This window comes from Halopenitus persicus, assembly GCF_900107205.1.
Taxonomy (GTDB): Archaea; Halobacteriota; Halobacteria; order Halobacteriales; family Haloferacaceae; genus Halopenitus; species Halopenitus persicus.
Genome location: NZ_FNPC01000005.1, coordinates 137,735 through 151,702 on the forward strand (window position 1 = coordinate 137,735; position 13,968 = coordinate 151,702).

A 13,968-nucleotide genomic window follows, 5' to 3' on the forward strand; every position below is an offset into this window, starting at 1 on the left:
GAACGACGGGCGTCGGCGGACGAGGTCGTCGGTCAGTCCTCATCCGTTCGGATCTCGAACCGGACGCCGTCGAGGACCTCGGCGTCCCCGACCCGGATCGACCACCCGTGTGCGGCGACGATCTGTCGAACGCTCGCCATCCCCATCCCCATTCCGTTGTCGTCGGTCTTCGTCGAGAATCCCGGCGTGAACACCCGGTCGCGGTCCGCCGGGTCGATTCCCGGCCCGTCGTCCTCGTAGACGATGCCGGCGCGATCGGGTCGGCGCTGAGTCGCTTCATCCTCGACCTCGGTCCCCGTTCCTGGCGCATCCGCTCCGTCACGACTCCCCATACCGGCGGTACCGTCCGTGATCCGTGCAAACCGGACCGTGACGTCCGGGCCGCCGTGTTCGATCGAGTTCCGAAGCAGGTTCTCGAGCAGGCGGGCGAACGCGTCGGGGTCGGCCTCGATCTCGACGTCATCCTCGACGGTGACGGCGGTCGTGTCGGGCGGATCGACCGCGACGAGGGCCGACTCGACCGCCTCCTCGAGCCGAACCGGCTCGCGCTCCGAAACGATCTCGCCGGTCCGAAGCGTCTCGACGATGTCCGCCCGAAGGTCGTCGACGCGGTCGACGGCCGCGGCCGCCCGTTCGACGTGGTCGAGGTCGCCGGTCTCGAGCGCGAGATCCAGTCGCCCCGCGGCGGCCGATATCGGGCTCTGCAGGTCGTGTGACACGGCGCTCGCGAGCTCGTCGAGGCGTTCGGCGTGTCGTTGCAGCTCGCGTTCGCGGCGACGCCGCTCCGTGACGTCCTTGGCGGAGACGACGATCCCAGTGACCGTCCCGCTGCGGTCGGTGCCCTCACGGGCGGCCGTCTCCGCGGCGTCACCCGCCCCGTCGGCGTCGTCGGAGACGGTCACCAGCTCGTCGGCAGCGCCGGCACCGGCGACGTCCGCCACGTCGTCGGCGTCGTCGACCACCGGTCGAAAGGTTCCCTCGACGAAGATCGTCGCCCCGTCATCGGTCGGATGGGTTGCCTCGTACTCGACGTATTCGCCGGCGGCCGCCGTCTCGATCCACTCGCGAACGTCCTCGCGGCGGTCGTCCGGCCACCAGGGCGTCTCCGCGAACGGCTCGCCCGCGATCGCCTCGGGGTCGGCATCCACGTATTCGAGCGCGGTCCGGTTGATCGCCCGAACCGTGCCGTCGGGGGCGAGCAGTCCGACGAGCACGTTCGGATCGTCGAAGACGGCCTCGAACCGGCGTTCGTACCGCCGGAGCTCGCGCCCGTGTTCCTTCCGGTCGGTGACGTCGGTGATGAACCCCTCGAGGAATCGCGTCTCATCGGCGACGTCGTCCGCGCCGGTCACGCCGGGATCGGCAGCGGCGCCGGTCACGCCGGAATCGGCAGCGCGCGCACCCGGGCCGGCGCCGGTCGATCCTGGATCCGCGTCGGGAACGTCGTCGTCGGGAACGCCGCGGCCCCGCTCCCAGACCCACTTGGTCTCCCCGTCGGCCGTCCGGATCCGGTAGGAGCACTCGAAGGGTTCGCCGGCGTCGATCGCCGCCTGCACCGCCTCCCGGACCCGAGCCCGGTCGTCGGGATGGATCACGTCGCCACCCCAGGTGAGATCGCCGGACTCTATCCGCTCGGCCGGGTAGCCGGTGAGGGACTCACACTCGCCGCCGAGATACGCCATCGGCCAGCCGGGCTCGTTCCGGCACCGATAGACGACCCCGGGGACGTTATCGACGAGCGTCTCGAGGCGTCGTTTCTGCACCGTGACCGCTCGCTGGGACCGGTTCCGCTCGACGGCGTTCTCGATCCGGTTGGCGAGGATCGCGTACTGGTCCGTGCCGGTCTCCTTCTGGAGATAATCCGTGACGCCGGCCGAGATCGCCTCGCTGGCGACCTCCTCGGAGCCCTTGCCCGTGAAGAGGATGAACGGCAGATCCGGGTACTCCTCCCGGACCGCCCGCAGGAACTCGATCCCGTTCCGGTCGGGCATATCGTGGTCGGAGACGATACAGTCGATCGGCGCCCGCTCGAGCACGTCGTAGCCCTCGGTCGTGCTCGCGGCGGTGACCACCTCGACCCCGTCCCCTTCCCGCTCCAGGAACGTCGCGGCCAGCTCGAGGAAGGCCGGGTCGTCGTCGACGTGGAGCACCCGGATCGGGGAGTCCATACCTCGGATGGTGGCGCCGCCGGCGTAATAGTGATTTCCCATCGGCGGGTTTCCGCATCCGTTCCGTCCGATCCCGGCGTCCGCCGTCACGCCAGGCGACGGACGCCGGGCACGTACTACCCCCTGACCGTGAACTATATGCCTTGGACGACCAACACGGAATCAGGCTCGGGGGGACCGAAAATGACCGATCTGGATCTCATCGACGACTACTCGGTGCTCGTGCTCGAGGAGTCGTACACGCTGCAGGACCTCTTCGCGGACTGGCTCGATGGGATCGAGGTGCGGCCGGTCGCCGATCCCGATGCCGTCATCGGGGCGTTCGACGCGACGGTCGCCGTGGCGTGTCTCTCGGAGACCGCCTTCGACGGGCGTGGCGAGGCGATCCGCAACGACCTGCTCTCGCGAAACCCCTACTGTCAACTCGTCGGCATTCTGTCGCGGTCGGCGTCGCTTGCGGAGCACGAGCCGGAGTACGACGAGTGTCTCCAGCGGCCGATCCTCAAGGTCGACCTCCAGGACACGGTCGAGCGCAGGCTCGCGTACGGCATCTACAGCAGCGTCCTCCGGGAGTTCTACGACTTGAACGCCGCCTTCGTCTGGCGCCGTCGCGACGAGACGGACGACCGGGCGGACGCGGAGTCGGCGGACCGCGCCGCGGACGACGCAACCGCGGGGCGCGACGGTTCCGAGGCGGTCGACGACGGGGACTTCGAGGATCTGACCGACGACGAGATCCGGGAGCGATACCAGCGCGTGTGCCGCCAACTCGACGTCCTCCAGGGTCGGCTGTCGGGCGCGGCGATCGCGGAGATCACGCGAAGCATCCGCCGCCACAAGGACTACCTCACGACGCCGACCGCGGCGGTTGACCGCGGGCCGCCGGCGAAACACCATCCGCGTCGGTGCCCGGCCTGCAAGCTGCCGTGGGGCATCGACCACGGCAACGAACTCGGAAACGGGTTCATCAGGATCGCCGCGGGCGTCCGCCGCTGTACTCGGTGTCAGGAGATCGTCCACGGTCTCGGCGAGAGCGGTCGGCGCATCACGAGTCGGTGAGCGCGGAGCGCCCCGAGAGCCGTTCCGCGGAGCCGGTGCGGGCCGACCAGCGGACCGGGATCGGCCGCCCCTGCCCTTCATTACCGTGGCAATGGTTACCTCCCATATGGGTGCCCGCTCTACCGGTGTGACCGACGAAACAGACGCGTCGGACGACGGATCTCCGTTCGAACCGCCAGCCCGGCCCCTGGGATACGTGGCCATCCTCGCGGCCGTGGTCACCGGAGCCATTCATCTGCTGCTCGGGGCAAACGTCCTCGGATTCAACCGGTTGTTGGGCGTGCTCTTCCTGATGAACGGGCTCGGGTTCCTCGGCGGGACCGGCCTCTACCTGACCCGCCACTGGCGCCGGGAGTTCTACCTCGTGGCGGCCGGCTACGCCGCGGTCACGGTCCTCGCGTTCTTCGCGTTCCAGGGAGTCGGCGTCGACGCGTTCTATATGCGAGGCAGCCTCAATCCGATGGCGGTCGTCGCGAAGGCCGTCGAGCTCGTGCTGGCGGCGGTCGCCGTCGCGTTGTACGCCGAGGATACGAAGTAGGTCAAGGCAGTAGGGGAACGGAGTCGGTCAAGGCAGTATGGGAACGGAGTCGGTCAAGGCAGTATGGGAACGGAGTCGGTCAGGGCGTGAGGACGGTCGAAGCTAGCCCTCCCACTCCTCGTAGTCCCGATAGACCCCCTTCGAGAGGTACCGCTCCGAGGAGTCGGGAAAGACCGTAACGACCGCGTCGTGTGGGACCGCGAGGTCCCCCGCATCGATCCGGTCGGCGACCCGCCGGGCGGCCAGGCTGTTGGCCGCCGAGGAGGAGGCGACGAGATGACCCTCCTCGGCCGCGAGCCGGGACATCTCCTCGTGGGTGTCGCGGTCGGGGATCGTCGCGATCTCGTCGACCAACTCCGGGTCGAAGAGAGCGTTCGTCTCGACGTCGTGGGTGCCGATCCCTTCCGTCTTGTACTCCTCGTGGGCGACGTCCTCGTCGAAGAACTCCCGGTAGGCCGACCCCTCGGGCTCGACCGCGACGACGTGGGTGTCCGGGTCGCGCTCGAGGAAGTACTCGGCGAGCCCCATCAGCGTGCCGCCGGTGCCGCAGCCGACGACGACGGCGCCGATCTCCCCGTCGAGCGCCGCGTCGATCTCCGGCGCCGTGGTCTCGTAGTGCGCCTCGGCGTTGAGCGGGTTCGAGAACTGCTCGGGGACGACCGCGTTCTCGAGCTCGTCGGCGAGGGCGTGCGCGCGTTCGATCGCGTAGCCCATCCCCTTCTCGCTGGGCGTGTTGATGACCTCCGCGCCGAGCGCGCGCATCAGCTGCTGTTTCTCGACGGAGAAGCGCTCGGGAACGACGAACACCGCCTCCAGGTCGAGCCGGCCGGCGGCCACCGCGATCCCGATCCCCGTGTTGCCGGCGGTCGGCTCGATGACGGTGCCGCCGGGGTCGACGTCGCCGCGCTCGAGCATCCGTTCGAGCATATATTTCCCGATCCGGTCCTTGATGCTCGCGCCCGGGTTGAACGACTCCAGCTTCGCGTACACCGGCGCGGCGTCCGGCGAGGCGTGAACGCGGACGAGCGGCGTCTCGCCGATCGTCTCGTTGACCGACGACAGCGGCTCCCGAAAGGCGGTCATACCGGACGCAAGGGTGTGCCGGTTTGTGTAGGTTTCCATCGAAGCGATGGCGCCGCGATCGGGAGTGCGTCGCGTCGCCGGCCTTCGCAACGGTTAGGGACCCACCGGCCCCAGTCGGCGGTATGACACACGCTCTGGGCGAATCCGACTGGGGCGACTGGCTGCCGCGCGCGATCGAGGACGCCGACCCCGACACGGTCGCGCTGTGGTATCTCGGCTGTAACGGCTTCGCGATCAAGGGCGCCGAGGGAACGGTGCTGTGGATCGACCCGTACCTCGGGCTCGGCGATCCGCCGCGGACGATCCGGATGATCCCGGTTCCGTTCGATCCGACGGACGTGACCGTCGGGGACGCGCTGTTCATCACCCACGAACACAGCGACCACGCGCACGGGCCCTCCCAGGCGCCGATCCTCGCGAACACCGACGCCGAGCTGGTCGCGCCGGACGACTCGCTTGCGGTCGCCGACGAGGAGGACTGGACCGGCCGGTGGGACGTCTCGGCCGACCAGTTCACGGAGGTCACGGAGGGCGATCGGCTCCGAGTCGGCGAGTTCGCGGTCGACGTCGTCGCCGTGAACGACCCCGACGCGACCCATCCGGTCGGCTACGTCATCGAACACGACTCGGGGACGATCCTCCACGGCGGGGACACGAAGCCGACGGACGCGTTCGCGGAGCTCGGCGACGAATACGACGTCGACCTGGGGATCCTGGCGTTCGGGTCGGCCGGCGCCATCCCCGACAAGGAGACGCGCGAGCCGAAGTACACGAAGTGGTACGCCGACGAGACCGAGATCGTCGACGCCGCGAACGCGCTGGGGATCGACCGCCTCCTGCCGACCCACTGGGACGTGTGGAAGGGACTGACGGCGGACCCGACGGCGCTGTATCCCCACGTCCGGAGCTTCGACCACCCGCGACGCCTCGAGATCGTCGAGATCGGCGACCGGGTCGACCTCTGACCGCCGGCCGGTCGCTCCGCCGGCCATCGCTCTCCCGTCCGTGGCTTTCTCGGTTCGCGGGTCGCCGTCCCGTTCTGTAGTTCTCGTCGTTGATAGTTTCCCCGTGCGATTTAAGAGGCTGGTAACGAACCCCTTGCCTATGAGCGATCCCCAACGGTCCGAACGCGTCGTGGAATCCGACGGGATAACCGTCGAGAAGTCGTTCGCGACCGACGAGTTCCCCGTCCCCGCGGTCACCTTCCGGATCGAATCGAACCGCTCGGAGCCGGTCCGCGTCCGCCTGACGGACACGATCCCGGAGGACTTCCCGATGGAGCGGGTCGGCTTCCACCCCGATTTCGGCAGCGAGAACTGGACCGCCTACAGCGACCACCGCGTCGAGTTCGATCGCCTCCTGGAGCCCGGCGCGACCGTCCGGACCGTCTTCGGGATCCGCGGCGAGGGGATCGACCCCGACGCCTTCCTCTCCCCGCCGACGGTCGAGCACGTCCCGGAGGGCGAGGCGATCGACGACGTGCTCGGCGGCGACGGCAACGACCCGGTCCGGGAGGTCGTCGCCGGCGACCGGGACTCGCTGCCGGGGATGGACGACGCCGCCGAAGCCGCGGCGGTCGCCGGGGACGCCGAGTCGGCGGAGGGCGGACCGACGCCTCGACCGACGGACGCGGAGACGACGCCCGCAGTGACCGTCGCGGACTCGGAGGCCCCCGAGGCCGTCGCCGAAACCGGGGCTGAAAAGGCCGCGACGGACGCGGATGCGGCCCCGTCCGGCGGAGAGGGCGACGCCGCCGTCGCTGCTGCCGAGGGCGGCGACGCTGCCGAGAATGGCGTCGCTGCTGCCGATGACGGTGACGCTGCTGACGAGGCGGGTGACGCTGCTGCCGACGACGACGCCGTCGACGTCTCCGTCGCCTCGGCGCTCGCGGCGGAGATCCGGTCCGGCGACGTTTCGGAGGCGGATCTGGACACCCTTCGTGAGGAACTCGACCTGGGGGCCCCGCGGAGCGTCGACGTGCGGATCAGCCGGCTCCAATCGCGGATGGAGGACCTGGCGGCTTATGCGGACGCGCTCGAGGAGTTCATCGACGAGGAGGGAACCGCCACGGAGGTCCTCGAGGAGTCCCGCGAACGGACCGAGGCGGTCGCCGACGCGCTCGCGGACGCCGAGTCCCGGCTCGAGGCCGCCGCCGAGGAACGCCGGTCGGTCCGTGAGGACGTCGAGACGGTCGAGTCGACGCTCGACGACGCGCTCGCGGAGCTCGAGGGCCTCGAGGGCCGCGTCGCCGACGTCGAGGCGGTCGAGTCGGACGTGGAACGGCTCGAGGCGACCGTCAGCGACCTCGAGTCGACCGTCGGCGCGGTCGACGAGGACGTCGACGATCTGGACGCGGAGCTGGGCGACGTGCGGGACGACATCGCGGACCTGGACGCGCGCGTTCACGACCTCGAGGACGTCGACGACGACGTCGCGTCGCTCGAGTCGGAGATCGACCGGATCGACGAGGAGCTGGCGGAGCTCGAGGCGTTCCGCGACCGGCTCAGCGACGCGTTCGGCACCTGAGTCGGAGCGTCGACGCGAGCCGATCGGACGCCGACCGAACCTGCTTCCCCTCCCGGTCCGACCGGACCCGCTTCCCGGCCCGAAGAACCTGCTTCCTCTCCCGGTCCGACTGGACCCGCTTCCCGACCCGAACCGTTCCGCAACCCGTTTGAGCCTCCGGCGCGGAGTACCGCCGATGACCACGCCGGTACCGATCGCCGTCCCCCGGAAGGGACGCCCGCTCGAGGCCGTGTTGGAACGCTTCGCGAGCGTGGCGGGGACGGACGCCGAGTCGCTCGCCGACGACGTCAGTTCGACCCTCCGGTACGAGAAGGCCGTCACGAAGGGCGACCTCGAGGACTCTCGGGGGCCCTACGAGCGACTTGCGGACTACTCCTCGCCGACGGAGCCGCACGCGCCCGAGTACACGCTGCTTCGGGACGACCGCGACGGGATGCCCCGCCGGATCGTCTTCGACTCGGTCCTGATCGACGTCGGCGACGTGCCGGTGCACTTGGTCGGCCGCGAGGAGCCCTTCCGCGCGCTCCGGACCCACGAGTTCGCGCTCGGGTTCGATTCGGCCGACCTCGTCTTAGAGGAGGTCGTCGACCTTCGCCCCTCCGGAGTGAGCGATCTCGAGGACGTCAACGCGCGGATCGACCCCCAGGAGTCGGACGTACGGGTCGTGACCGGGCTCGGAGATACCGTCCATCACACGCTGATGGCGACGCCGGAGTTGTTGCCCGCCGGCGCCGACCTCGACCGGGACTTCCTCGCCGACTACGAGGGCGACCTCTGCATCTCGCCGCGGTACGAGCGCCTGGTGACCGCGGTGCTCGGCACCGACGCGACCGAGAACGTCTCCTTCACCTACCCGTCGCGGGACGCCGACGAGGAGGAGGCGGCGATCGTCGAGACCGGCATCGGCGTCTACCTGACGGTCACGGGCTCGACCGCCCGCGAGCACGGGCTCGTCCTCGGCGAACACCTCTTCCCGAGCGAGACCGTCCTGATGGCCAACGCGGCGGAGACGTCCGAGACGGTCGACCGCGTCCGCCGTCGACTCGTTCGCGAGCAGGCGGACTCCGTGCTCTCGGTGTGACGTCCGTCGCGCCGTGGCCGGCGCCCTCGCTGCATCACGGACGAAAGGCCCGAACGAGCTCGGTCACTCCAGCTCCGAGATCGCGTCGTCGACGTCGAACGTCTCCGTGGTTTCGGATCCCTCCTCGCCGCGGTCGACGGTCTCCCGATCCTCGTCGATCTCCACGTCCGGTCCCTCCTCGTCGGTGAACTCCGTGTGTACTCCCCAAGGCATCGTTCGGTCCTCGGCTCGTTCGGGCTCGGGTTGCGGTACGCACGCCGACCCGGCGTAACGCCGCGGCCCGGTGAGCCGTCGTTGTTGCCTCTACCGGACGGAACGATATACGTGTTGGGTGTGTGGGAGGACGTCGTCCGGGCCGGACCACGTTACGGATCGGAATCGACGTCGTCGAGCCGCCACGTGAAGATCGCTTTCAGCACGGCGACCAGGCTGTTGGTCTCGCCTTCGCCCCAGATGGCGGTCTCCGAGCGTGGGTCGGACGGGCTCGCGTCCACGCCGTTGACGAGCGCGCTCACGAGCGTTTTCTCCCGGTCGACCATCAGCAGCCGCCCGGCCGGAGTGTCCGACCAGATCCACAGCGACTCGAACATCGTCGCACCGGGAACGTCGTCCTGAATGCGCTCCTGGACGTCCGCCGAAACGCCGCCGAGCTTGATCGAGACGCCCCGGTCCGCGGCGTCGCTCAACGCGTCGATCAGCTCGTCCGTGAGCAGGTCCTCGACGGTCATATAGACGATCTCCTCCTCCGCGCTCCCGAAAAACTCCACGACCCGGTCCGTGACCGCGGTCCGGCCGTCGACCGTCCAGACGCCGCGCTGCTCGTCCCGCCGCTCGACGGGTTCCAGCTCGGTCAGCGCGGTCCGGAGGATCTCCGTCCGGTGTTGGAGTTCGTGCTCGAAGGTCCGACTCGCGGTCTCGGCGGAGATCGCCCAGAACCGTTTGGGCGAGGATTGCTGGACGTCGACGAGCCCCCGGTCCTGGAGTTCGTCGACGGCGTCGTACACGCGGGTTCGGGGGACCTCCGATGCTTGACTGACGTCCCTGGCCGTCCCGGTGCCGAGGCTCGCGAGCGCGACGAACGTGCGTGCGGCGTACGAACTCAATCCGAACCGTTCGAGTTGCTCGACGGCGGCGGACTGTGGGTCCTGGGTGAGGTCGGTGGTCATCGATGGGGGTGAAGCATATCGAACCCCGCCACGCGAGGTGGCCGGGGCAGCAGGCAGCAGCGCGTGGGCGGGACACGGTGCTGCACTGCGTGCTGGTTGTGAGCTACGTGGTCCTCCCGAATATATTTGTTGTGAGTAATCGGGTGAAGAATCCGGGTCGAGATCGTCGGACTCGACTCGACCGCTTTCGTCGGTGAGAGGTTGTTATTCGCAGTATCACAGAATTCAGATCCAACGTCGCCGTTTATGGTCTAACGGGGACTTTCAGTGGTTTCGGCATCGTATGCGATTCCACGATCACTAACGGAGTGACAAACACTATCCGTATCCCGGACCAATCGATGACCCGTTCCGTTCAGCCGGAACGGTTGGGACACAATGACCGCATCCGAAACCATCGAGGAGGCGATCGAGGTACTCCAGCAGCTCGGGTTGAAGGAGTACGAGGCACGGTGTTTCGTCGGCTTGTCACGGGTGGAGACGGGGACGGCGAAAAGACTCAGCGAGCTGACGAAGGTGCCTCGGACCAGGGTATACGACGCAGTTCGGGTACTGGAGGCCCAAGGCCTGGTCGAGATTCACCATTCGAATCCACAGCGATACCGTGCCGTCTCCCTCGAGGAAGCGACTACGACGCTCCGCGACCAGTACGACGCCCGCGTCGAGCGACTCCACGACGTGCTCGACACGGTCGAAACGGTCGAGGAGGACGAGGAGGAGCCGGTCCAGCAGGTGTGGTCGCTGTCCGGAAACGACGGGATCGAAACGCGAACCGAGAAGCTCATCGAAACGGCGACGGAGGAGGTCGTCCTCGTCATCGGCGACGAGTCGCTGTTGACCGAGGGCCTCGTCGCCGTTCTCAACGGGATCGAGGACGACGTCGAACTGCTCGTCGGGGCGTTAACGGAATCGCTGCAGGACCGGATTCAGGGCGCCGTCCCCGACGCCACGACGTTCATCTCGGGGCTGGAGTGGTTACACGGCGCGGGCACCACCGAGGACGAGGCCGCGATCGGCCGGCTGTTACTCGTCGACCGATCGACGATCCTCGTGAGCTCGATCATCCCGGGGACGAAGGAGGAACAAGCGATCTTCGGCGAGGGGTTCGGGAACGGTCTCGTCGTGATCGCCCGCCGACTCATGGCACAGGGGCTCCTGACTGCACGGGACCCGGCCGCGTGAGATCTCGACGACGCTCGCCGAAGCGACGGCGGATCACGACCCTTGACGACGCTCACCGCACGTACTATGGCCGTGCGTATCAAAACGGCATTGCGAATCGGGAGGACGTTCGCTATCCGTCCGGGTCGAGCGTCGACAGCGTGAATCCCCAGGTCACGTCGACGTCGTCGTCTCCGAACCCCTGTTCGAACGCGTAGCCGTCACCGTTCCGGGGTGCGTCCGTCCCGGGATGGGTGGTGACGATGAACCGCTCGGTGGTCGTTTCGCCGGGATCGTACGCCGTCGTGCTCCGCCCCCGGACGACGGATTCGTGGGGGAGCAACGTGGGTTCCCACCAGCCGTCGTCGGTTCGGGTGACGAACCCGGGGGCGTACGTGCTCGCGGGGAGGAGCACCAGGCGGCGGCCGTCGGGGCCGAGACCGAGGACGGATCCGAGGGGCCAGCGCCGCAGCGACGTGACCAGCGACCGCTCGTCCGTGACGTTCTCGAAGGTCACCTCGATCAGACCGGGATGGGTCGTGGTGACCGGCTCGAGGACGTCGACCGTGAACCGACCCAGAAACGTCGTCGGGAGATCCACCTCGTCGGCGACCACGAGATCGTGAACCACGTCGCCCGACTCCGGTTCGTCCGCCGTGAGTTCGACGGTTCCCGTCACCTCGAACTCCCAGCCGTCTCCGTCGCCCCCGACGTCGCCCGTCGAGAGGGTCTGCGCGATGGAGAAGTCGTAGGTATCCGGTCGAATGCCGTGCGTCTCCTCGGAGATCGTGTAGGTTTCCCGCATCGTCTCTCCCGGGGGCAGCTCCGCGGAGAGAGCAACGGCGTTCACGCCCGTGATCCCGAGATGGGGGGCGGTGTGCACGTGGCCGCTGTCCTCGTAGGACGGGGTCCAGGGAACGATCCGGTTCTCCGTACCCCGCAACCGGAGGATGCCGAACGGCGTCGGCGCGCCGGTCGTGAACCGCAGCGTCTCGTCGCCCTCGTTCGTCACGGCGAGCGTGAGCGTAACGGTCTCGTCGTCGTCGACGCGATCCCCGTCGATGACGAACGACACGTCGATCGGCGCGCCCTCGTCGACGGCGACGTCCCAGTCCGACCGCACGTCGAAGCCGGCCAGCCCGAAGGGAAAGTCGCTCCCGACGTAGCTCGGCTCGGGCGGGGCGGCGTCGCGGTCCGGGACCGGCTCCGCATCGAACGGCCACACCCCGGCACGTCCCGTCCCCGATCCGATCGCCAGCAACCGGCCGCCGACGGTCACGTACAGGGTCCCGTCGGAAACGGCCGGACTCCCCACGGGCCATTGGAACCGGAGCCACCACTCGACGTCGCCCGTCGCGCGGTCGATCGCATACACCCGGTGTCGCGTGGCGACGTAGACGATCCCGTCGGCGACGACGACGCTTCCGGCTCCCAGGCCGTCGTCGTCCCGGGTCCACAGCACGTCGCCGGTCGCCGCATCCACCGCGAGCGCCCGCGATAGCCACTCGTCATCCTCCCGCTGCCGCCCCGCGAGATAGATCGTCCCGTCGCTCGTTGCGACGTCGGTGCCGCGAAAGCTCCCCTCGAGCGTCCACTCGCGGTCGCCGGTCGCCGCATCGTGGGCGAACAGGTCCTCCCGCGTGCCGACGACGACCGTCCCGTCCGCGACCGTGGGCGCGCCGCCGGCGCGGTCGATCGACTCGGTCCATTCCGTCTCGCCCGTCCCGGCGTCGAGCGCGATCAGATCGTCGTTCCCGACCGCGAAGACGCGCTCGTCGGCCACCGACGGCGTCGTTATCGTGTGGATCTCACGCGTCCAGCGTTCCTCGCCGGTCGACGCGTCCAGCGAAAGGATCGGACCGCCTCCGCCGGACGCGGCGACGACGGCGCCATCGGCGACCGCGAGTCCCCACGAGGCGTCGACGCGCTCCGTCCACTCCGTCTCGCCCGTCCCGGCGTCGAGCGCGTACACGCCGCTCGCCGAGGCGTACACGGTCCCATCGTCGACCGCCAGGGCACGCTCGACGTCGTCGCCGATCGGCGCCCGCCAGAGTCGGTCTCCGGTGGCCCGCTCGAACGCGAAGACGGACTGGTTGCGGAGACCGCTGCCGACGTATACCCGTCCGTCCGTGATGACCGGGCCGGTCGGGAGTCCCCACGTGTCGCTCCACCAGCGTACCCGCCCGCCGCCGTCCGGGCCGGCCGCGGCCGTCGCCCCGGTATGGGCGGCGTCGGCCTGGAACTGCGTCCAGTCGCCGGTCGGGTCGTCCGGGTCGTCGCCAGCGTCATCGTCGAGATCGTCGGTTGCGGTCCCGTCGACGGCTTCCGGGGCGCCGACGCGTCCGAGACAGCCGGTCGCCGAGGCCGCGATTCCGGCGGCGGATCCGAGGAGGAGGGCTCTGCGGCGCATACGCCGACCCAAACAGTCGACTGATAAGTGCTTTCCGTGGACGCAAACGCCCGTTGAACCGACGCCGTCATCACGCGGGGACGGACGACGTTTGCTGCGGTGTCCTTTTATATGGAGGTTCCGCGTGTCCCCCGAGATGGACGTTCCGTTCGTGGCTCGGTCGTCGCCTGTCTGATGGGTGGTGACAAGGCGGAGCGTGCTGGGGACACGCTGGCGACCGACGGGGCCCCAACTACTTCGATCCAACGAGAGCGGTTTCCGGTCTCGAATCACTCGCGGAGCATGAAGACGGCAGGGACCGCGACTACGATCCGCCGCTGAGTTCAACGTCGATCGGAAACGCGCCCGTGAGATACTCTCGACGGCGATCGAACGCGAGAGTGGCCATCTGAGCGTCGAAGCGATGCGGCTACTCGGACGCGTATGGGGTCGCAACGCCATCGGGGAGCGTCGTCGAGAGTGCCCGAGAGGCGGAGAGGGTTGCGAAGGAGATCGGCGGTCCGGTCGTTATGACGATCGCCAGCCCGGACGTTCTTCAGAAGTCGGATATCGGCGGCGTCGAAGTGGGGATCCACAGCGAGGACGTTCGCGATACCTACCGGGCCCTTCGCGATCGGGCAGCCAGTCACGACCCCGACGCGACCATCCTCGGTGTGCGAGTCGAGGAACTCGACGTTAATCCACTCGTCGTTGGCCCGGACGGCGTATGTCCGTTGATCTGCGGCTAACGGTCGATCGAGACGTGTTGTCGGGTGAACGGTAACGAACATCTACAT

General features: G+C 68.7%; 11 protein-coding genes and 1 pseudogene. 7 read left to right on the forward strand and 5 right to left on the reverse strand.

Annotated features, from left to right (window positions below):
* Positions 1–32 precede the first annotated feature (32 nt).
* Positions 33–2,168, reverse strand: coding sequence for a response regulator (locus BLV25_RS09945; protein WP_256335699.1), 2,136 nt, complete (start codon positions 2,166–2,168; stop codon positions 33–35).
* A 183-nt stretch (positions 2,169–2,351) separates the two neighbouring features.
* Between BLV25_RS09945 and BLV25_RS09950 the strand changes: the two genes are divergently transcribed.
* Together BLV25_RS09950 and BLV25_RS09955 are read left to right on the forward strand one after the other, a co-directional pair.
* On the forward strand, positions 2,352–3,227 hold the full coding sequence (locus BLV25_RS09950) for a hypothetical protein (protein ID WP_092732790.1): 876 nt from the start codon (positions 2,352–2,354) through the stop codon (positions 3,225–3,227).
* A gap of 127 nt (positions 3,228–3,354) precedes the next feature.
* Positions 3,355–3,765, forward strand: a complete 411-nt coding sequence (locus BLV25_RS09955) for a DUF7475 family protein (protein WP_092732793.1) — start codon at positions 3,355–3,357, stop codon at positions 3,763–3,765.
* Between the two features lie 102 nt (positions 3,766–3,867).
* Here the strand turns inward: BLV25_RS09955 and BLV25_RS09960 are convergent, their stop codons facing one another.
* A complete protein-coding gene (locus tag BLV25_RS09960; RefSeq protein ID WP_021074404.1) occupies positions 3,868–4,848 on the reverse strand; it encodes a PLP-dependent cysteine synthase family protein in 981 nt (326 codons plus the stop codon).
* Positions 4,849–4,982: 134 nt separating this feature from the next.
* Between BLV25_RS09960 and BLV25_RS09965 the strand changes: the two genes are divergently transcribed.
* The 3 genes from BLV25_RS09965 to BLV25_RS09975 all read left to right on the forward strand — a co-directional run bounded on the left by BLV25_RS09965 (position 4,983) and on the right by BLV25_RS09975 (position 8,455).
* A complete protein-coding gene (locus BLV25_RS09965) occupies positions 4,983–5,813 on the forward strand; it encodes an MBL fold metallo-hydrolase (protein WP_092733012.1) in 831 nt (276 codons plus the stop codon).
* A 139-nt stretch (positions 5,814–5,952) separates the two neighbouring features.
* Positions 5,953–7,374 (forward strand): hypothetical protein, encoded by a 1,422-nt coding sequence (locus tag BLV25_RS09970; RefSeq protein ID WP_092732796.1) that lies wholly within the window; start codon positions 5,953–5,955, stop codon positions 7,372–7,374.
* Between the two features lie 175 nt (positions 7,375–7,549).
* Positions 7,550–8,455, forward strand: coding sequence for a hypothetical protein (locus tag BLV25_RS09975; protein WP_092732799.1), 906 nt, complete (start codon positions 7,550–7,552; stop codon positions 8,453–8,455).
* 63 nt (positions 8,456–8,518) lie between these two features.
* On the opposite strand, the gene BLV25_RS17430 is transcribed toward BLV25_RS09975, so the two are convergent.
* On the reverse strand, positions 8,519–8,668 hold the full coding sequence (locus BLV25_RS17430; RefSeq protein ID WP_021074400.1) for a hypothetical protein: 150 nt from the start codon (positions 8,666–8,668) through the stop codon (positions 8,519–8,521).
* Between the two features lie 152 nt (positions 8,669–8,820).
* Positions 8,821–9,621 (reverse strand): TrmB family transcriptional regulator, encoded by an 801-nt coding sequence (locus BLV25_RS09980; protein WP_092732802.1) that lies wholly within the window; start codon positions 9,619–9,621, stop codon positions 8,821–8,823.
* A 378-nt stretch (positions 9,622–9,999) separates the two neighbouring features.
* Between BLV25_RS09980 and BLV25_RS09985 the strand changes: the two genes are divergently transcribed.
* A complete protein-coding gene (locus tag BLV25_RS09985; protein ID WP_039401492.1) occupies positions 10,000–10,803 on the forward strand; it encodes a TrmB family transcriptional regulator in 804 nt (267 codons plus the stop codon).
* Positions 10,804–10,915: 112 nt separating this feature from the next.
* Here the strand turns inward: BLV25_RS09985 and BLV25_RS09990 are convergent, their stop codons facing one another.
* Complete coding sequence (locus tag BLV25_RS09990; protein WP_176819474.1) at positions 10,916–13,192, reverse strand: outer membrane protein assembly factor BamB family protein; 2,277 nt, start codon at positions 13,190–13,192, stop codon at positions 10,916–10,918.
* 428 nt (positions 13,193–13,620) lie between these two features.
* On the opposite strand from BLV25_RS09990, the pseudogene BLV25_RS09995 reads away from it, so the two are divergent.
* Positions 13,621–13,920, forward strand: a pseudogene (locus tag BLV25_RS09995) (acetate--CoA ligase family protein); the annotation flags it as partial.
* Between the last annotated feature and the right edge of the window lie 48 nt (positions 13,921–13,968).